Here is a 19,548-nt window from a genome sequence, read left to right on the forward strand (position 1 = left end):
AAAGAAAGGGCGTTGTCGGTGAAGCTGCCAATCTCCCCCCGTGTGGGGGAGATGTCCGGCAGGACAGAGGGGGGCGCCAAGGATCGCTACAGTCTTCATTCTGCGCCGCTGCATCGCCCGACTGCGCTGGCGGGCGCCGCAGCCGGCCGCCTACTTCCCGCAATGGTGATCGTTGATCTTGTTCAAGGCATTCGCGTCGGGTCCGACCCTGTGGTAGGAGCAGGCTCCTGCGGCTGTCGTGAACAACTGCCGATCATAGTAGCGCGGGCCGCCGAACAGAATGTCGATGATGTTGCCTTCGGCGGGGACGTAGCGATCACGGTCAGGCTGATCATCGCGATCTCCAGCCAAGGCCGCGGCAGACATGCTGCACCCCATTGCGAAAACGAGAGCGCGGATCGCAAAACGTTTTGTTGTCATCGGGGAATGCCTTTCTGGCCGTTCGGCTTCTCACCATACATCCAAAATCGCGAGGCGGACAAAGGTTCCCTGAACGGCACTCCTGCGCGGCAATCTATCCCGCAATCTCCAACAAGGACGATATCAGCAACCGGCGTTCGTCGACCGAAAGAACATCCGAATCGAAGAGATTCATGCTGCGAAGTCCTTCGATGGCGAGGTAGCAGACCAGCAGCGCCTTGAGGTCCGGCGTTTCTCCCTTGAGCCGTTCGAAAACCTGCCGCCTGAACGCTTTTATCGGCGTCAGGAAATCGGGATCCTCGGCGATCGCCGAAAATATCCAGGAAGCCGACGGTTTCGATTCCGCGGCATGTTCGGCCGAAAGCTTGATGTAGGTTGCAAGCGGGCTCTCGCCCGCGACGCCGGCAGTGCGGGCGGCGTCCAGCGCCTGCTCGAAGGCGCGCAGATAATCCTCAACCAGCGCCTGCATCAGCTTCGCCTTGGTCGGGAAATTGTACAGCAAGCCGCCTTTCGACACCCCGGCCCGGCTGGCGACGGCGTCCAGCGACAGGCTGCCGGGTCCTGTCTCGCGTGCCACATCGGCGGCGGCGGCGAGAATTTTATCACGCGAATTTGCTCTGCGGGCTTTCATCAATCGCTCCCCCATACATTAGCCTACGCGGAATTGACAAGACCGTCCAGACGGTACAGTAAGGTCGCCGTCATTTGATATCGGGACCAGTCACAGCTATGTGTTTGGGTCATCCGACTGTTGTGCCGGGCCATGGCCAAGGGGACTGTTCGTGATCAAGCGTTTCATCATCGCCTTCATTCTGCTCGTGGTGGTCTGCGGCGGCATCGTCGGCTTCAACTTGTTCCGCGACAATGCAATGCAGGAATTCTTCGCCACGATGAAGCCGCCGGCGGCGACCGTGTCGACGATGACCGTCAAGCCGACGGGGTGGACGCCGGGCGTCGAGGCGATCGGCACTGTCAGTGCGGTCCGCGGCGTCGACCTGACCGTCGAGACCGCCGGCATCGTCAAGGACATCCTGTTTCAGGCCAATCAGAAGGTTGAAGCCAACGCGGGTCTGCTTCAGCTCGACGATGCCGCAGAGCGCGCCGATCTCGATGCGACGAAGGCGCAAGCAGCGCTCGACCAGACGGCGTTGACACGCGCCCTTGAATTGCAGAAACGCGATGTCGGCTCGGAATCGACGCTCGATTCAGCGCGGGCAGCCGCATTGGCTTCCGCTTCGCGGGTCAACAGGCTGCAGGCGGTGCTCGAGCAGAAGCTGCTGACAGCGCCCTTCAGCGGCACCATTGGTATCCCCAGGATCGATCTCGGCCAGTATCTCTCACCCGGCACTTCCGTAGCCACCCTGCAGGATCTGGAGACGATGCGAGCCGATTTCTCGGTTCCCGAACAGCAGCTTCCGCTGCTGAAGATCGGCCAGACGCTGCGGCTGGGCATTGGCGACGGCGAGCTTCCGTTCGCCGGCACCATCCGCGGTATCGACCCGAAGATCAATCCGACCAGCCGGATGGTGACGGTCAGGGCCGAGGTCGCCAACCCCGAAGGCAAGCTGACGCCTGGCCAGTTCGTGCAGGTGCGCGTCGAACTGCCCGAGGAAAACAACGTGCTGACGGTGCCGCAGACCGCGCTGACCTCCAGCCTCTACGGTGATTTCGTCTACGTGGTGCGTCCGGCAAAGCCAGCCGCGGCCAACGGCGCCGCCCCTGCCGCTGCGGAGCCGGAAGAAAAGCCGGCCACGGACCCCGCGGCCGAAGCGTCCGCGGCAAAACCCGAGGAAAAACCAGCTGCTGCGCCGGCCGAACCGACGGCGGGAGAACAGAAGCCGCAGCTCGTGCTCGCCCAGGTGTTCGTCAAGCCAGGCCGCCGCAACGCCGGCCTGGTTGAGATCCTGGAAGGCATCGCCCCCGGCGACGAAGTCGTTACCGCCGGCCAGAACCGCCTTTCCAACGGCATGTCCGTTGCCGTCGACAACACCATCGATCCGACCAAGCCGGCAAACCAGCAGGCAGCCCAGAAATGAGCTTCTCCGACATCTTCATTCGCCGTCCGGTCCTTTCGACCGTGCTCGCCTTGATGATCCTGCTTCTGGGTTTCCAGGGCATCTTCAGCCTCTCGATCCGGCAGTATCCGGAGGTCGAAGAAACGGCCATCACGATCACCACAGCCTATCCCGGCGCCAGCGCCGACCTGATCCAGGGGTTCATTTCCGCGCCGATCGCCCGTGCCGTCGCTTCGACCGAAAACATCGACTATGTCACGTCGGCAAGCCGGCCGTCCTCCAGCACCGTGACGGTGCAGATGAAACTCGGCTCCAATCCCGACGTCGCGCTGAACGAAGTCCTGTCGAAGGTACAAAGCGTGCGCGGCGACCTGCCGGACGAGTCCGAAGACCCGGTGATCGTCAAAGGCACCGGCGAGCAGTTCGCGATGATGTATATCTCGATGCAGAATCCGAACATGACGCCGGAACAACTCACCGAATATATCGAGCGCGTCGTGCGGCCGCGCATGTCGACGGTCGAGGGTGTCGCCGACGTGCAGATTTTCGGGGCCGCCGAATATTCGATGCGCGTCTGGATCGACCCGATCAAACTGGCGGCGCGCGGCGTGACGGCGTCGGACGTGCTGACCGCCATCAACGCATCGAATTTCCTGTCGGCACCCGGCAATACCGAAAACGAGTACGTCGCCTCCTCGATCACCGTCCGCTCGACGCTGCAGACGCCGGAGGCTTTCGCCGCTCTTCCGCTTCGTTCCACAGACGGCAATGTGGTGAGGCTGCGCGACGTGGCGCGCGTCGAGCTCGCCGCGGCGAACACCGACACCAGGGTTACTTTCAACGGCAAGCCCGGCATCTTTCTCGCCATCTTCCCGACGCCGGCCGCCAATCCGCTGACGACAGCGGAGGCCATCCACGAAATCGTGCCGACGATCCAGGAGACGCTGCCGCAAGGCATGACGATCGAGATCGTCTACGATTCGACCGAGCAGATCAGCGCCTCGATCGAGGAAGTGTTCAAGACCATCGGCGAAGCGGTCGCTATCGTCATCGTCGTCATCCTGCTCTTCCTCGGCTCGTTCCGCTCGGTGCTGATGCCGATCGTGACCATTCCGCTGTCGCTGATCGGCGTCTGTTTCCTGCTGTTTTCGCTAGGCTATTCGATCAACCTCTTGTCGTTGCTGGCCATGGTGCTGGCGATCGGCCTCGTCGTCGACGATGCCATCGTGGTGGTGGAAAACATTCACCGCCATATGGAGGAAGACGGCTTGTCGCCGATGCAGGCGGCCTTCAACGGCATGCGGGAGATCTCGTCCGCCGTCATCGCCATGACGATAACGCTGGCCGCCGTGTTCGCGCCGCTGGCCTTCACCGGCGGCCTGACCGGCGCACTGTTTCGCGAATTCGCGGTAACGCTTGCCGGCTCGGTGGTGCTTTCGGGTGTCGTTGCCCTCACCGTCACGCCGATGATGTCAGCACGCATCCTGAGGGCCGGCTCGCACAGCCGCTTCCAGCGTATTGTCGACAACACGTTCAGGCGCGTCGAAAACGTCTATGAGCGGCTGGTCAGCGGCTCGCTAAAATATCGTCCGGTGACGCTGATGATCGTCATCGCACTGGTCGCCACGACCGGCTTCATGTTCACCAAGACCGCCAGCGAACTGGCGCCGGAAGAAGACCAGGGCTTCTTGCTGTCTCTTGTGAACGCGCCGCGCTACGCGACGTCGGACTATACCGAGACCTATGTGAACCAGATTCTCGGGCTGATGAACGATATCCCCGAAACCAGGGCGCGGTTCTCCGCCGTCGCCTTCGGGGGCCCGACGAACAGCGCCTTCGTCGGCTTCGCATTCAAGGACTGGGCCGAGCGCGAGCGCAGCTCGAAGGAGCTTCAGGAAGACATCACGGGTCGCCTTACCAAGGTGGCGGGCGTCGAGGCTTTCGTCTTCGCCCCACCGACGCTGCCCGGCTCCGGCGGCGGCCTGCCGGTCACGATGGTGGTGCGCTCGACCGGCGATGCCTCGCAGGTGTTCGAGGCGGCCGAGGACATCAAGAACAAGGCGCAGGCCTCCGGTCGATTCCTCGCAGTGCAGAATTCGATGTCCTTTGACGCACCGCAAGTGACGGTGACGATCGACCGCGACCGCGCCGCGGCGCTCAACCTGCCGATCGCCGACATCGGCCGGACGCTGACCCTTTTGGTCGGCGGTGCCGAAGTGGCGCAGTTCGACCGCGAATCCAACAGCTACGACATCATCCCTCAGGTGCCGCAGAACTTCCGCGACAACCCTGAAAAGCTGGCCGAGTATTTCGTCCGCAGCGCGTCGGGCGAGATGGTGCCGCTCTCGGCAGTGGTGAAGATCTCGACGAACGCCTCGCCGGCCGTGATCGAGCAGTTCAACCAGTTGAACTCCGCCACGATTTCCGCTCTGCCATTGCCCACCCTGACCACCGGCGACGGGCTGAGGACCATCGAGGACATCGCCCGGGAAAGCCTGCCCGACACGTTCTTCATCGACTATACCGGGCAGTCGCGACAGGAGAAGGAACAGGGCTACACGATCATCATCGCCTTCGCGGCAGCCGTTCTCGTCATCTATCTGGTGCTGGCGGCGCAGTTCGAAAGCTTCCGCGATCCGTTGATCATCATGATGTCGGTGCCGCTGTCGATCTTCGGCGCAATCGTGCCGCTCAATCTGGGGCTGGGAACGCTCAACATCTACACGCAGGTCGGGCTGATCACGCTGATCGGCCTGATCACCAAGCACGGCATTCTTCTGGTCGAATTCGCCAACCAGCAGCGCGAGCTGCACGGGATGCGGCGGCGCGATGCGATCGTCGCCTCGGCCAGGGTGCGGCTGAGGCCGATCCTGATGACGACCGCGGCGATGGCGCTCGGGGTGGTGCCGCTGATCATCTCCAGCGGCGCGGGTGCGGCGGCGCGCTATTCGATGGGCCTGGTGATCTTCACCGGCATTCTGGTGGGAACCATGTTCACCCTGTTCGTGGTGCCGATGTTCTACACCTTCATCGCCAGCAAGGACCTGCCGCATCACGCCGAGAAGCCGGACCCGAAGCTGATGCCGGCGCCGGTTGATTGATTGACAAAAGGCCGGAATTTCCGGCCTTTTTCTTGGGCAGAAATGTCCTACCGCAACGTATTTGGAAGCGGATCGTCTAGCTTTCTATTTGACGATGAGGATCCTGGTGTTGGCCGGGCCGAAAATATCGACAAGCTGGTAGAAGTCGGCGGCATTGTCCGGATGCAGCCGCACGCAGCCATGCGAGGCCGGCTGTCCCAAGCGCTTGACGAAATTGGTCGCATGCACGGCGTAGCCACCCTTGAAGAAGACCGAATGCGGCATCGGCGCGTTGTCATACTTCCTCGAATACCACATCTGGTGCATGCGGGTCGGCTTGAACGAGCCGATCGGGGTGACATGCCCCTTGCCGCCGGTCGAGACTTTCCACGCGAAGGTCGGCCGCCCGTCGACGAGGACTTCCATCGTCTGCTGCGAGAGCGAAATCCGCGCCACGATCTGATTGGCGGCCCGATTGGCGGCCCCATTGGCGGCATCGGCGACGCCGTTGCCGGCGCCGAACAAAAGAGCCGCGCCCGCGGTGACGGCGGCGGCGATGTTGATGAGCTTGGCGGAAATGGCCGTGTGCATGTTGTCCCCTGTCTGCCGGGCATGGCCGGCTCCAATTCGATGACTGGCTTGTCGTCGGGTCACGTTTCGAATTGATTTCGCACGGCGGATTTTTCTGTTTCGAATCTGTTTCCTCTGGTTAACGGCCGCAGGCCCATTCCGAGGCGTTTGCAAGGGTGAAAGCAAGAACAGGACGGTCTGCCCGGTCGAGCCCAGACCGGAAAAGCTACTGCCATCTCCTGGCGGAAGCGCGGTCTTCCCTCACATGAAAGAAAGCTCGAAACCAATCGGCAACAAAGCGCGGACTCGAGCGGCATGATGTTGATACAGGCCACCGGCAAAGTTGACCCAACGAAAACAGCCGGCACAAACCAAGATGAACATGCAATCGAACGTGATCTCCTGGTTCAGGATAAGCATAGAAGCAGCGTTGATTTGCATGCCGCACTGTTTTCGCCACGGTCTGGATCGTGTCCAGCCTGCGCATAACCGGCTCAAGGCCCTCTGGCGGGTCGGTTTTGGGCTGAAGAAGATGCGCGGCACCTCCGGCAACTTGCAGCCGAGAGGACCGAAGGCCCGCGCCGCGACGGGGGGCTCCGCAGGCGGCGCGGGCACTTCGGGGTTTTCCCTGAAGCGAACCTGAAACCAAATTTGGGGACGAAAACGATGGACGCGAAATTTGCAGCTTCGGTGCTTTCCGCACTGCTCTACGCACAGGGCCTGCTCGGCTTTGCCGGCCTCGCCACCGTGCTTCTCAGGGATCGTGCCCATGCGAGTGAATTCGTCGCGGCCAGCGAAATGCCGTCAGGTCCATCTCTTCTCGTGGTGCGCTGAACGCCTGGGCCTGCGGTGAGAGCCCCAGCCTCAGTCGGCGAACTGCGTCGGCGGGTCGAACCGGTAGCCCGCACCCCTTATGGTGGTGATGGTTTCGGTGTCGAGCTTGCGGCGCAGTCGCACAATGCGCGAATCGATCGAGCGATCGAAGGCATCGGCATTTTCGGCTGGCGCGGCGGCAATGATGTCGTCGCGCGTCAAGACCTTGCGCGGACTGGCCAGGAACAATCTGAGCAGCGCCACCTGGCCCGGCGACAATTGTTCTTCCGTGCCGGAGCGATGCATGACCATGGCCGACCGGAGGTCGACCGTCGCGTTCTCCAGCACGACCAATTCCCCGGCGTTCCGGCCGCGCCGTGCCAGCAAGCCGCCGATACGGGCGGCGAGTTCCCTGACGTTGAGCGGGCTCTCGACGACGTCGGCGGCGCCGAGCTCGAGCGCCAGCACCTTGTCGACGAGATCGGCCGGCGGGCAGATCAAGATGAAATCCGGCCCGCCCTCGCCGCCATGGCGCTTGAGCATATCACGCCCTTCCGCCTGGCTGAGGCTGTCGCCGACGACGACGACATCGATGCCGTTTCCGGAAAGCAAGGATTCGGCCTCCCACGGCTGCCGCACTGCGCGCACGTCATGACCGCGCCGTTCGAGATGGTCGGCGAGATCGGTCGCGACCACTTCGGCGACGGAAACAAGCGCGATGATGGATCGTGCAGCCATTTTTTTCCACCCTGCAACCGGCAACCCAAGATGAGTGCTGGACATGATGTTTATACCCAATCTACTTTCCGCTGAAAGCGGGAGCGAAAACATAGTGCGGGCACGAATTGTCGTCGTCGAGGACGAGCCGGATCTGAGGGACGCGGTCGCCGAGTATCTCGGCGCCAGCGGCTACGATGTCGCTACGGCCGAGAGCGCCAGCGCTGCTCGAACCTTGCTGGAAACGCAGTCGTTTCAACTGGCCATCCTCGACATCGCCATGCCGGGCGAGGACGGCCTGTCGCTTGGCCGCTGGATGCGCTCGAAAACGCCGATCGGCATCATTTATGCCACTGCCGCCGGCACCGCGCTCGACCGCATCGTCGGGCTGGAACTCGGCGCCGACGACTACATTGTCAAGCCTTACGAATTGCGCGAGGTGCTGGCTCGGGTCCGCAGCGTGCTGCGCCGCGTGCCGCCGCCGGCCGAGCCGCAGGCCGCCAAGGCCGAAACAACTGCCAACAACCGCCGTTCCATGAGCTTCGGCCCTTTCCATGCCGATCTCGACGGTCGGTTCGTCACCGGCGCCAATGGGACGGTCATCGACCTGGCCAAGAGCGAGTTCGACGTGCTGGAGGTCTTCCTGACGCGTGCCAACCGCTTGCTGACGCGTGCGGCGATCTCCGAGGCGATCGGCTTCGTGGAAGATCCTGACTCCTCACGCGCGGTCGATATCCGCATCATGCGGCTGAGGAAGAAGATCGAGGCGGACCCGGCCAATCCGAAATTCCTGCGCACAGTCCGCGGCGAAGGCTATATCTTCTCGCTGCCGACCGGCGAAGGCAACTGAGCGGCGCGACCAACCACTCTCGGTGGCACGACTGTGAAATGACGGCTGACCCCATGACGGTTGACCATGACGGCTGAAGCACGCAGCGATAGGCACGGCGTCAGGCAGGGCACGGCGATGGCCGCTGTTCACATCGTTCGCCGGCTTCACGAAGCTGGCGACTGGCAGCGCGACATGGGCAGCATCCTTGAAACGCTGTGCGGGGCCATGGATTGCCAGCGCGGCATCCTGTTTCGGCTGCGCGAGCTGCCCGGCCAAGGCTTTGCCCAATCGGTGGCGGCCTACTGGATCGACCCCCGATATGGTGGCGAGTTGGCATCGCCGACGGTGATCATGCAGTCGGTTGTCAATTCGGACCCACTGCTGGAACGGTTGGCGGAGGACGAGCGGCAAGGCAAGATCTTCGCGGGACACACGCGCAACCTCGAAGGCTTTCTGAGAACCGACTTCGAAAAGCAGCACATCAAGTCGTTCCTGTCGGTGTCGGTCTTTGCGCATGGCCATCTGTGGGGCACGCTGGCGGTCAACGACTGCGTGAACGAGCGCGAATGGACCAACGAGGAAGAGGCAACGCTGCACATCGTGGCGCTGGCCATCGGCGACGCCATCGAACGATCGCTTTCCGATGCCCACGCCAGCGAAGTCATCCGCCGCACCATGCTGCAGGCCTCGCTCGACGCCATCATCGTCATCGACGAGACCGGCTCGATCATCGAATTCAATCCGGCCGCCGAAAAGATGTTCGGCTACCAGCGCAGCACCATCCTCGGCAAGGACCTGCTCGACACCGTCGTTCCGGACTATTATCGCAAGGGCTATGTGTCGGGCGCCGAATACATGTCGGGCCGCGGCGCGCCGATGGTCGGGCAGCGGATCGAGACCGTCACCCAGAACGCTGCCGGCGAGGTCTTTCCGATCGAATTGACGGCAACCGAGATGCGGGTCGCCGACCGCCGCCTGATCTTCGGCTCGATCCGCGACCTCCGCGACAAATTGCGTGCCGAGGAGGAGATCGGCCGCCAGCGCGAAAAGCTGCACCAGAACGAGAAGATGGCGGCGATGGGCTCGCTGCTTGCCGGCGTGTCACACGAGCTCAACAACCCGCTTGCCGTGGTCGTCGCCCAATCGACTTTGTTGCACGAGTTCGCTTCAGACCCGCAGACCAAGGTGCGCGCCGAAAAGGTGCGCGCCGCCGCAGAGCGCTGCGGCCGCATCGTCAAGAGCTTCCTCTCGATGGTCCGCCTGCATCCGGCGTCGCAGGCCGAGACTGACCTCAACCAGGTGGTCCGCGCGGCGCTCGAAGTGACCGCCTACGGCGCCAGGTCGACCGGCATCATTATCGACACCGATTTCGCCAGCGGCCCGCTGCTGGCCATGGCCGACGCCGACCATGTGACGCAAGTGGCCGCCAACTTCCTCATCAACAGCCAGCACGCTCTGGCCGGCATCGGCGGCGACCGGCTGATCAAGGTTCGCACGTTTCGCAGCGATCGCGGCAATCCCTGTTTCTCGGTCGAGGACAACGGGCCGGGCGTGCCGGAAGCGATACGTTCTCGCATCTTCGAGTCGTATTTCACCACCAAGCCGGTCGGCGTCGGCACCGGCATCGGCCTGTCGATCTCGAAATCGATCATCGAACGGCACAATGGCAATGTCTGGTTCGAGGAAGTTCTGCCGAGAGGCGCCCGTTTCGTCGTTCAGTTGCCGGCGATCGCCGGCGGCGCGGCCGCCGCCGGCGAAAGCCCGTCGCGCTCGAGCGGATTGCGCCATGCCCTGATCATCGACGACGAGCCGGATGTCGCCGCCTCGCTGTCCGACATTCTGGAGTTGATGGGCATCAAGTCGCGGATCGTGCCGGCCTGGGCGTCGGCCGCCGCGACCTTGTCGGGCCATATGTCGCCGGACATCGTCTTTTCCGATCTGCGCATGCCCGGCACCAGCGGCATATCGATCTATCGCGAACTGCTCGCCGAAAAGCCTGATCTGGCGCGGCGCTTCGTTCTGGTCACCGGCGACCTGATCGGCGCGAAAGCCGAAATCGAGGCATTGCCGGCGCCGCAGCGGCCGCAGATCCTGGAAAAGCCGTTCAGCACGCTGGACGTGCGCGGGGTGCTGTCGGCCATCGCCGAGCAGGCCGCATTGGGCAGCTAGGACTTCGGACCGGTGGAAATCGATTTTTGAAAAAATCCGATGCTCAACAAAGGGCTTTCCAGAGAAAAAAGACTCCCGGCCGAGGATGCGGCGGGAGCCTGCCTGGAGCGCTGGAGGGGTCGCTCGGGCATCAAAAAACGTTCGGGATATCGGTCAGCGGCGCGGCATTGGCGATCACGCGAACCGCGCGGGCCTTGTGAATGCCGGATTGCTCGGCAATGACGCGCAGGCAGTCCGCACTCTCGGCGCCCCAGGCCTGCCCCTTGCAGACAAAATCGATCTCCGGCATCGGCAGCCGCGCGGTCTTGGTCGTGGTCGGCGCGCCCTTGACGATGTTTGCCGGCGGGTTCAGCGAAGCAAAGGCGGGACCAACCGTCGGCGCGAACGCCATGCCGACGAATGCGGCGGCGCCCAGCACCACGAACAGCGCCATCGGATGGTCGTTGGCGCGCTGGCGCAGCGCCAGCTTCGGCCGCCGGTCGTTGCGCTCCGGCGCCTGCAGGCGGCGGTCATTGCCGGCAGTCCGGATTTTCGTATACATCGTGCTTCCCTTCGTCGATCTTCTTTTTCTGTGGAAACGAACATAGCCGCACCCTGTAACGTACGAACGACGCACGCAAACTGACCGTGTAACAGCTTTGAAACGGGAATTCGGCGGGCGGTCATGCAGGGGCGATGGCGTTCGTTGCCGAACTGTTTTCGTCCAGATGCGTGTTCACGGGATCAAATCGCGCCGCCGCTCTGGCCCGGCGACGTCCGGTCGTCACCTTGAGACGCCCCCGCCTGCGACGATGAGGCGCTGGTGATTACTGCGGATTAAATTCCCTCAGGATTTTCTGTGCCGCAATGCGCCCAGCCACGATTGCGCCTTCGACATAGCCCGGAAACGACGGCGACAATTCCGAGGATGCGAAATACACCGGCGGCGCGCCGGCCAGGATGGTTTTTTCGGCCTCGGTGGCGCTCGTATCGATGATGAGATCGGCGTAGCCGCCACCGCTCCAGCGATCGTCGGTCCAGTCGCGACAGCTGAAGTCGATGAAGTCGTCCGCGTCCGTGCCGAGCGCCTGCCTCAGCCGCGCCATAACCTCGGTGCGCAACGCGGCATCTCCCAGTTCCCGCCAGCGGAGGGCAAGCGGCCCGCCGACGAAGACGACCAAGGCAGGGTGGCCACAATCCTTGCTGACGTCACAGGCAAAAAGTGCCGGCGGATCGCGCCACATCACCATGCCGCTCAGGCCCTTGGCGCGCCAAAAGGCGGTGGCATAGCGCAGCTGTATTTTGATCACCGCGCCGCTTTGCCAGACGCCGAGAGCCTTTTGCAAGACAGTCGGCAGCGGCGGCGCGAAGTCCAGCTTCGAAGCCATCATCGGCGGCATGGCGATCAGCGCTATTCGAGCCGTGATCGAGCCCGTCCTCGACGCGAGACGAACGCCTCCCGGTCTGCGGTCGATCGTTCTGACCGGCGTGTTCAATCGCAGGCGGTCGCCGAGATCGCCAGCCAGATCATCCGCCAGAGACTGCATGGTTTCGAGCACGAAATACTGCAGTTCCGACACCTCGTTGGTGATACGCCGGTCATTGTCGATGAGGTGCCAAAGCGGCAGTTTTTCGAGCGCTTGGCACCACAAGCCCTCGATCATCGAGCGGAAAGCCGCCTTGGCCTCGCCGGGATCGTTCTGGCGATCGAGCCATGCGGCGACGGTCAAGCCGGCGATAGCCGGATCGCCCGGTGCGATCGCGTTCATGCGGTCGCGGATCGACATCGAGGCGTGGTAGATTCGCTCGACTTGCTTTGCGCCGGTCAGCGGCTGGGCAACGAACTCGCCCTTAGCATAGGTCTCGACCAACGTCTTGCCGCGCGTTCGCACCAGGGCCATCAGTTCCGGCATGTCCTCGCACAGGAACTGACCGCCGCTGTCGATCCGCTCGCCAAGCCCGTTCCACTGGGACTCGACCCGCCCGCCGACGCGGCCGCGCGCCTCGAGCAGCGCAAGATCGATGCCGGCCTTGCTCAATTCATGCGCGGCTGACAGGCCGGTAAAGCCGGCGCCGACGATGGCGACATCGGTTCGCACGGTCTGGCGCTTCAAGAGCCGGCCCTGAAGGTCTCGAAGTCCGCTATCATCCGCGGCTTGTGCTTCGGAGACAACGGTCCTGTCGAGATCATCAAACCCCGCTCGATCGAATTGCAGGTTGCTGGCTGCTCCGCCGGGCGACCCGCTTTAGCCAATGGTCTTTTCCAGCATGCTTATCCAGTTGCGGTAGGCGATCTTCTCGATCAGCGCGCGACCGAAGCCGCGCGCGGCGAACGCGTCGAGCAGCTTCGGCAGGCCGGTGACGTCGCCGACCACAGCCGGGATCATGGCGCCGTCGAAGTCGGACCCGAGCCCGACGCCGTCTTCGCCCAAAGCCTGCAGCAGTGAATCGACATGGCGCACCATTACGTCGAGACTGGTATCGGCATTCATCCTGCCGTCTTCGCGCAAAAACCCGGTCGCGAAATTCAGCCCGACCATGCCGCCCGAGTCGCGGATCGCGCCGAGCTGCCATTCGGTGAGGTTACGCGAATGGCCGCAGATCGCATGGACATTGGAATGGGTCGCGACCAGTGGTGCGTCGCTGATCTCGGCGACGTCGCGAAACCCCTTCTCGTTGAGGTGCGAAAGATCGACCATGATGCCGAGCTGGTTGCAGGCCTTGACCAGCGCCTTGCCGGCATCGGTCAGGCCAGGTCCGGTGTCGGGCGTCGACGGGAACCGGAACGGCACGCCATGGCCGAAAGCGTTCGGGCGGCTCCAGACGATGCCGAGCGAGCGCAAGCCGGCCGCATGCAGCACGTCGAGCATGGTCAGTTCGGGGTCGATCGCCTCGACGCCTTCGATATGGAACACCGCTGCGATCGACCCTTGCGCCATCGCGTTTCGCACATCGCCGGCGCTGCGGCAGACGGTGAGCGCCGACGCTCGTTCCAGCCTGAACAGGATCGAGGCCATGGCGATGGTGGAAGCAAGCGCGTCGGCGCGCGGAATTTCGGGCGGCAAGGGCTCGATATCGCTTGGCGCGGGAGGAACCGCACCGCGCTTGGATTTCTCGACCGGCGGCGGAAAGATTGCGAACATGCCGCCGGCAAAGCCGCCCTGTTTCGCACGCGGCAGGTCGATGTGGCCACCCGATGTTCCCTCGATGAACAGCTTTTCGACATCCGCGTCTTTCGACTGATAGAGCCTGAGCAGCGTGTCGTTGTGGCCGTCGAAAACGGGAACAAGATCGGTTTCGGTCATCAAGGGATCATTTCGGTTCGATTGGTCGGGCGGGCAATATCCTACTTAGGCAAGGCAATACCCACTAGGCAAGTCGAGCGCGGTCTTGCCTTCTCCCCTTGTGGGAGAAGGTGGATTGGCGCGTAGCGCCAAGACGGTTGAGGGGTGCTGCACGGAGTGCTGTTGGTGCCAAGCTGGAACACCCCTCATCCGGCCGCTTCGCGGCCACCTTCTCCCACAAGGGGAGAAGGGGGAGCCACGACCGACTATTGCTTCAGCACGTCGGCCCATTCCTGGTGACGCCGGAACTGGGCGTTGGCGAACGGGCAGAGCGGAATGATCTTCTTGCCCGCCGCGCGCGCGTCCTCGACGGCGCGGGTTACGAGCCTGAGTCCTGCGCCCTGGCCGCGAAACGCATCCGGCACTTCGGTGTGGTCGATGATGATCTGGTGCTCGCCGACCTTGGTAAAAGTCATCTCCGCCTCGGCGCCGTCAGGCCCGCGCAGGAGATAACGGCCCTTGGAACCGCGATCCTCCAGTTCGACCTCCGGCAATTGGTCAGGCATTGCTTACGCTCCTTCTGCCGGCGTAGCGGACAGGAACCGCCGCGCCGCCTCGATCTCGTTCGACTGCACCTCATGGCCGCCGTCGTGCCACTCCACTGTGACATCGGCGCCATCGGCGCGCAAATGGGCTTCCAGCCGCGACGTCAGGTTGGGCGGACAGATCGGATCGCGCCTGCCTGCTGTGACCAGGATGCGGCGGCCGGCCAAGCTGCCCTTCACCTCCGGTTCGAATGGAATCAGCGGATGCATCAGCACCGCCGCATCGAACAGAGAGGGCGCCGCGAACATCACCGAGGCCAGGATGTTGGCGCCGTTGGAATAGCCGAGGCCAAGCACCGACGCGGGCTTTGCCGCCTCGATATGCGCCTTGACGAAGCCAATCATCTTGTCCGTCGCCCGCGCCAGGTCGTCCATGTCGTAGACGCCCTCGCCGGTGCGGCGAAAGAAGCGCGCAGCACCGTCTTCCGAGACATCGCCGCGCGGCGAAACGATGGTCGCCTGCGGCGCGAGATCACGCCCGAGCGACAGAAGCTGGTTCTCGTCGGCCCCGGTGCCGTGGAAGACGAAGAGCAGCGATCCATCAGGCGAACCCGGCAGTGTCTTGTAGGTGTAAGCGTCCTTGCTCATGACTTATCCTCAGTCTTCCAGCTTTTGCAGATGTTGCTCGAGATATGGCCTCAGATGCTGGTGCTGCGACGGCAGCTTCAGCGCCTCGCCGAGATGGGCTGCGTCCTCGTCGCGGTCGAAGCCCGGCTCGTTGGTGGCGACTTCGAACAGCACGCCGCCCGGCGTGCGGAAATAGATCGCCCAGAAATAATCGCGGTCGATCACCGGCGTCACCTGGTAACCGGTGTCGATCAGCGCCTTGCGCACTTCGAGCTGCTTGGCGCGGTTTTCGACAGCGAAGGCGACGTGGTGGACCGAGCCGGCGCCGAGATCGGCAAAAGCGGCGCCCGGCAGCGATTCGATATCGACGATGTCGGCGCCGTTGCCGTCCTTCAGCGCCAGCCTTTTTACAGTTCCGGACGTGTCGACTTCCTCATAGCCCATGAATTTCAGCAGCTCTTCCGTGGCGCCGCCATCCCTGAGCCTGAGCGACACCGAGTGAAAGCCGCGGATCGCCTCGTCGGACGGAACATCGCCCTTCGCCCATGGCGCACGGGTGTCGGCCTTGTCCTCGACCAGCGCAAACCCGTCGCCATCGGGACCGGCGAAGCCAAGGCGCTTGTCGCCGAAGCTCTCTTCGCGCGACAGCCCGGCGACGCCCTCATCGGCAAAACGCTTTTCCCAATAGGCAAGCGTGCCTTCGGGCACCGAATAGACCGTGGTGCCGACCTCGCCAACGCCGTGGCGGCCCTTGCCGATGTTGGGGAACGGAAAGTAGGTCATCACCGAACCGGGCGTGCCGAGCTCGTCGGCATAGTAGAGATGGTAGACATCCGGCGCGTCGAAATTGACGGTTTTCTTGACCCGGCGCAGGCCGAGCTTTTTTGTGAAGAACTCGTTGTTCTGGCGCGCATCCCTGGCCATCGAGGTGACGTGATGCAGACCCCTGATCTGGTTGAGCATTTTCCTGCTCCTTCCTTGTCCTGTGCGGCCCATGCCGCGGTCCACGCCAATATGAGGAGCCGCCAGCCGGCGGCAAAGGCCGCAAACACAGAATAGACTGTGCTCTATAAGTGAACAATAAAGCGACTTTTGTTCACCATTTTGCGAACACCTGAGGCTTGTGTCGCAACAAAAATTCGGCTCCCGTGATCGGCAGGTATTCGCGACAGGTTTTCAATGAAGGACACCCGCATTGGTCAGAAAAGACAGACGCCCGAATGTTCTCCTGATCACCTGCGACCAGTGGCGCGGCGACTGCCTGTCGGCGGCAGGCCACAAGGTGGTGCGAACGCCGAATGCCGACGCGCTCGCCGCCGAGGGTGTGCTGTTTCGACAGCACTTTGGCGGGGCGGCGCCCTGCTCGCCGGCACGCGCCTGCCTCTACACCGGCCTTTACCAGATGAACAACCGCGTCTGCCGCAACGGCACGCCGCTCGACGCCCGCCATGGCAACATCGCGCTCTCGGCACGCAGTCTCGGCTATGATCCGACGCTGTTCGGCTATACCGACGTGTCGCCCGATCCGCGCACGCTGACGCCAGGCGACCCGCGGCTGAAAAGCTATGAAGGCGTGCTGCCCGGCTTCACCGTGCGCCAACTCCTGCCGGAGCACCAGAAACCGTGGCTGTCATGGCTCAAGACGCGCGGTATCGATAGCAGCGCCGGTTTTCCCGATATCCATCGCCCAGCGGACGAAATCGTTGGTGCCACGACGGACGGCGCAGTGACCACCTCACCGCCCGTCTACTCGAAGGACGAGACCCCAGCCGCCTTCCTGACCGGCGAATTCGTCCGCTGGCTTGGCGAACAGGAGCGCGGTACACCGTGGTTCGCGCATCTTTCCTTCCTCAGCCCGCATCCGCCCTTCATCGTGCCGGAGCCTTACAACAGCATGTATGGCCCTGCCGACGGAACAGCCTTCCGCCGCGCCGCGAACTGGCAGGCCGAGGCGCAGAGCCACCCCTACCTCGCCTATGAACTTGACCAGCAGCAGCGGGCAAATTTCCGCCCCGGCGCCGAGGGCAAGGTGCGCGATTGGGGCGACGGCAATTTTGGCCGCATCCGCGCGCTTTATTACGGCATGATCTCGGAAGTCGACGCGCAGCTTGGCCGCATCTGGCAGGCGGTCAAGGCGGCGGATGCCTGGGACGACACCATCATCGTGCTGACCTCTGACCATGCCGAGATGATGGGCGACCATTTCATGCTGGGCAAGGGCGGCTTCTTCGACGGCAGTTTTCATATTCCGCTGATCATCCGCGACCCGCGTCGCCGCAAGGCGGCCGGCGCCAGCGTCGACCGCTTCACCGAAGCGGTCGACATAGCGCCGACATTGCTCGATCTGCTTGGCGAGGTATTCCCGCCGCATCTCGACGGACAATCGCTGAAGCCGTTCCTGGATGCCGGGGAGCCGGGCAACTGGCGCGAGGCCGCGCATTGGGAGTTCGATTTCCGCTCGGTTGCCGACAGTGATGCCGAGCGCCATTTCGGCATCGGTCCGCGCCAGTGCAATCTGGCCGTCATCCGCACGAAACAATTCAAATATGTACATTTCGGCGGCGGCCTGCCGCCGCTGCTGTTCGACCTGGAGAAGGATCGGGACGAACTGACCAATGTCGCTGCCGATCCGGCCTATCTGCCGGTCCGGCTGGAGCTTGCCGAAAGGCTGCTTGCCTGGCGGGCCGAACATCTCGATCAATCGCTGGCGCTTGCCGAACTGACCGAGGATGGGGTTGCCGGCCACGTCGCAGGCCTGCCACCTTTCCAGTCATGAAAAGACCCGCGCCGTTGCCGGCGCGGGTCTTTTTCGTCGTTGGCGCAAGCTAGCGCATGATCATGCGCTGGGTGTCGCGGTTTTGCGTATATGTGGCCTTGTCATAGGGGGCCTGCGCCTCGAGCTGCTCCTTGGTGAAGTTCGTGTAAAGATAGCGTTTGCCATCCTTGTCGGTCATGAATTTCAGGTTTTCCATGCCGATTGCCACTTCCTTCTCGCCAACCCCGAGGAAACCGCCGACGTCGATGATGACGGCGTCGACCTTCTTGTCGCCCGTCAGCACGACGTCACCAATCTCACCGAGGTTGACATCGTTGGCGCCATAGACGGTGGTTCCAACCAGGTCCTCGGAGCGGATTTTGTCGACCGGCATTTCGGTCAGCGCCGACTTGTCGATCGCCGCGGTCTGCGTCTGGTCGGGGGTTGCGTCAGGCGTTGCTGCAGCCGGAGCCTCGGCCGTCTTGTCCGCCGGTGCCGGAGCAGTGGTGTCAGGCATTGCCGCCGGGGCCTCGGCCGTCTTGTCTGCCGGTGCCGGAGCAGCGGGTTCAGGCGTTGCCGCCGGAGCTTCCGCGGTCTTCTCCGCCGGGGCTGGAGTGACAGCAGGGGTGGTGGTCACTGGCGCCGGCGTCGCCGCGTCAGTCGATGCGGTTGTCGCCGGGGCGGGATCATAAGGCCTGCGGTCGAACTCCGGCAACGCCTCCAGGTCTTCCTTCGTGGTCTCGGCCACCAGCCAGCGATCGCCATCCCTCTCCGCCCACTTGGCCTTGTCGAACTGATAGGCGACATTCTTTTCGCCAACCTCAAGGAAGCCGCCGACGCCAATGATCAGCGACTCGGCCTTGCCATCCTTGGCCAGGACGATGTCGTTCACGTCGCCGATGTTTTGTGCATCGTCGCCGGTGCCGTTGTAAACGGTTTCACCGATGATGTTGGTGGCAAGGTTCCCGTCAGCGTGCTTCATGGGTTCGGCCGGAGCCGGTTCGGCCGGAGCCGCCGGAGCGTTCTGTGCGGTGGTGTCGGTCGAGCCAGAAGGGGCTGGAGGAGCCGTAGCCGTGGTGTCGGTGGCCGCAGGAGCCGGATCGTATGGCGTGCGGTCGAAGTCCGGCTGAGCCGTCAGCTCATCCTTTGTGGTTTCGGCAATCAGCCAGCGGTCGCCACCCCGTTCGGCCCATTGCAGCTTGTTGTAGTCGAAAGCGACATTCTTGGCGCCAACGCCAAGAAAGCCGCCGACGCCGATGACGACGGATTTCGCCTGACCGTTTTCATCGAAGACGACATCACTGACCTCACCGATGTTCTCGGCATCGTCGCCGGTGCCGTTATAGACGGATTCACCAATGATATTGGTCATCAGGCTGCCCTCGGCCCGCGCAACGGGAGCCGCCGGAGCGGTCTCCTGGACCGCCGGGTCCTGGGTAGGCGCCGGTGTTGTGGCTTCCTGCGCATACGCACCAGTCGCAATCAACGCTGCCAGTGCGGTGGTGGATAAAAGGGTGCGGATCATCGTAATCTCTCCTCGTGCGTTATTTCTTCACGCCACAAGCCGCCGGTGGAGATTGGTCGCGGCGTTACACATTCACAACGTCGTGACCGCGCGGTTGTTCCGACACCATGGCGAGCGTTCTGCAAAAACCACCCGAATCGCGCTCAATTATGCGTTTGGCCGGGTGAGATTGGCTCCTGTATTTTCGTTAGAGCTGCGGAACTTTTTTTCAACCGCC

General features: G+C 63.1%; 18 protein-coding genes. 7 read left to right on the plus strand and 11 right to left on the minus strand.

The window, feature by feature from the left end:
- Nucleotides 1-150: 150 nt before the first annotated feature.
- Complete coding sequence (locus tag AC0L2A_RS24070; RefSeq protein ID WP_473515448.1) at nt 151-366, minus strand: hypothetical protein; 216 nt, start codon at nt 364-366, stop codon at nt 151-153.
- 148 nt (nt 367-514) lie between these two features.
- Nucleotides 515-1,051 carry a TetR/AcrR family transcriptional regulator gene (locus AC0L2A_RS24075; RefSeq protein WP_091593200.1) on the minus strand — a complete coding sequence of 179 codons (537 nt, stop codon included), beginning with the start codon at nt 1,049-1,051 and terminating at the stop codon, nt 515-517.
- 151 nt (nt 1,052-1,202) lie between these two features.
- Between AC0L2A_RS24075 and AC0L2A_RS24080 the strand changes: the two genes are divergently transcribed.
- Both AC0L2A_RS24080 and AC0L2A_RS24085 read left to right on the plus strand, forming a co-directional pair.
- Nucleotides 1,203-2,456 (plus strand): efflux RND transporter periplasmic adaptor subunit, encoded by a 1,254-nt coding sequence (locus AC0L2A_RS24080; protein WP_473610964.1) that lies wholly within the window; start codon nt 1,203-1,205, stop codon nt 2,454-2,456.
- Nucleotides 2,453-5,536 (plus strand): efflux RND transporter permease subunit, encoded by a 3,084-nt coding sequence (locus tag AC0L2A_RS24085; protein WP_473610966.1) that lies wholly within the window; start codon nt 2,453-2,455, stop codon nt 5,534-5,536. Before AC0L2A_RS24080 ends, AC0L2A_RS24085 begins: the two co-directional genes overlap by 4 nt.
- An 84-nt stretch (nt 5,537-5,620) precedes the next feature.
- Here the strand turns inward: AC0L2A_RS24085 and AC0L2A_RS24090 are convergent, their stop codons facing one another.
- Entirely contained in the window at nt 5,621-6,106 is a 486-nt protein-coding gene (locus tag AC0L2A_RS24090) for a L,D-transpeptidase (protein WP_473610967.1), read from the minus strand.
- A gap of 322 nt (nt 6,107-6,428) precedes the next feature.
- On the opposite strand from AC0L2A_RS24090, the gene AC0L2A_RS24095 reads away from it, so the two are divergent.
- Both AC0L2A_RS24095 and AC0L2A_RS24100 read left to right on the plus strand, forming a co-directional pair.
- A complete protein-coding gene (locus AC0L2A_RS24095) occupies nt 6,429-6,728 on the plus strand; it encodes a hypothetical protein (protein ID WP_473515452.1) in 300 nt (99 codons plus the stop codon).
- A gap of 23 nt (nt 6,729-6,751) precedes the next feature.
- A complete protein-coding gene (locus AC0L2A_RS24100; RefSeq protein WP_473515453.1) occupies nt 6,752-6,919 on the plus strand; it encodes a hypothetical protein in 168 nt (55 codons plus the stop codon).
- Nucleotides 6,920-6,949: 30 nt separating this feature from the next.
- Here the strand turns inward: AC0L2A_RS24100 and AC0L2A_RS24105 are convergent, their stop codons facing one another.
- A complete protein-coding gene (locus AC0L2A_RS24105; RefSeq protein ID WP_473610969.1) occupies nt 6,950-7,636 on the minus strand; it encodes a winged helix-turn-helix domain-containing protein in 687 nt (228 codons plus the stop codon).
- Nucleotides 7,637-7,682: 46 nt separating this feature from the next.
- On the opposite strand from AC0L2A_RS24105, the gene AC0L2A_RS24110 reads away from it, so the two are divergent.
- Together AC0L2A_RS24110 and AC0L2A_RS24115 are read left to right on the plus strand one after the other, a co-directional pair.
- A complete protein-coding gene (locus AC0L2A_RS24110; RefSeq protein ID WP_473512176.1) occupies nt 7,683-8,465 on the plus strand; it encodes a response regulator in 783 nt (260 codons plus the stop codon).
- Nucleotides 8,466-8,531: 66 nt separating this feature from the next.
- Nucleotides 8,532-10,616, plus strand: a complete 2,085-nt coding sequence (locus tag AC0L2A_RS24115) for a GAF domain-containing sensor histidine kinase (RefSeq protein ID WP_473610970.1) — start codon at nt 8,532-8,534, stop codon at nt 10,614-10,616.
- Nucleotides 10,617-10,746: 130 nt separating this feature from the next.
- On the opposite strand, the gene AC0L2A_RS24120 is transcribed toward AC0L2A_RS24115, so the two are convergent.
- The 6 genes from AC0L2A_RS24120 to AC0L2A_RS24145 form a co-directional block, all read right to left on the minus strand.
- Complete coding sequence (locus AC0L2A_RS24120) at nt 10,747-11,157, minus strand: hypothetical protein (protein ID WP_091593207.1); 411 nt, start codon at nt 11,155-11,157, stop codon at nt 10,747-10,749.
- A gap of 265 nt (nt 11,158-11,422) precedes the next feature.
- Entirely contained in the window at nt 11,423-12,709 is a 1,287-nt protein-coding gene (locus AC0L2A_RS24125; protein WP_473515456.1) for a flavin monoamine oxidase family protein, read from the minus strand.
- A 132-nt stretch (nt 12,710-12,841) separates the two neighbouring features.
- Nucleotides 12,842-13,900, minus strand: a complete 1,059-nt coding sequence (locus AC0L2A_RS24130) for a dipeptidase (protein ID WP_473610971.1) — start codon at nt 13,898-13,900, stop codon at nt 12,842-12,844.
- 245 nt (nt 13,901-14,145) lie between these two features.
- Nucleotides 14,146-14,445, minus strand: a complete 300-nt coding sequence (locus AC0L2A_RS24135; protein ID WP_023797123.1) for a GNAT family N-acetyltransferase — start codon at nt 14,443-14,445, stop codon at nt 14,146-14,148.
- A gap of 3 nt (nt 14,446-14,448) precedes the next feature.
- Nucleotides 14,449-15,072, minus strand: coding sequence for an alpha/beta hydrolase (locus tag AC0L2A_RS24140; RefSeq protein WP_473493779.1), 624 nt, complete (start codon nt 15,070-15,072; stop codon nt 14,449-14,451).
- 9 nt (nt 15,073-15,081) lie between these two features.
- On the minus strand, nt 15,082-16,014 hold the full coding sequence (locus AC0L2A_RS24145; RefSeq protein WP_473610973.1) for a VOC family protein: 933 nt from the start codon (nt 16,012-16,014) through the stop codon (nt 15,082-15,084).
- 232 nt (nt 16,015-16,246) lie between these two features.
- Here AC0L2A_RS24145 and AC0L2A_RS24150 point away from each other — a divergent pair, with 232 nt between their 5' ends.
- Nucleotides 16,247-17,827, plus strand: coding sequence for an alkaline phosphatase family protein (locus AC0L2A_RS24150; RefSeq protein WP_473610974.1), 1,581 nt, complete (start codon nt 16,247-16,249; stop codon nt 17,825-17,827).
- Between the two features lie 49 nt (nt 17,828-17,876).
- On the opposite strand, the gene AC0L2A_RS24155 is transcribed toward AC0L2A_RS24150, so the two are convergent.
- Nucleotides 17,877-19,331 carry a PRC-barrel domain-containing protein gene (locus AC0L2A_RS24155; RefSeq protein WP_473610975.1) on the minus strand — a complete coding sequence of 485 codons (1,455 nt, stop codon included), beginning with the start codon at nt 19,329-19,331 and terminating at the stop codon, nt 17,877-17,879.
- Nucleotides 19,332-19,548: the final 217 nt, after the last annotated feature.

This window comes from Mesorhizobium sp. WSM4844, from assembly GCF_055811775.1.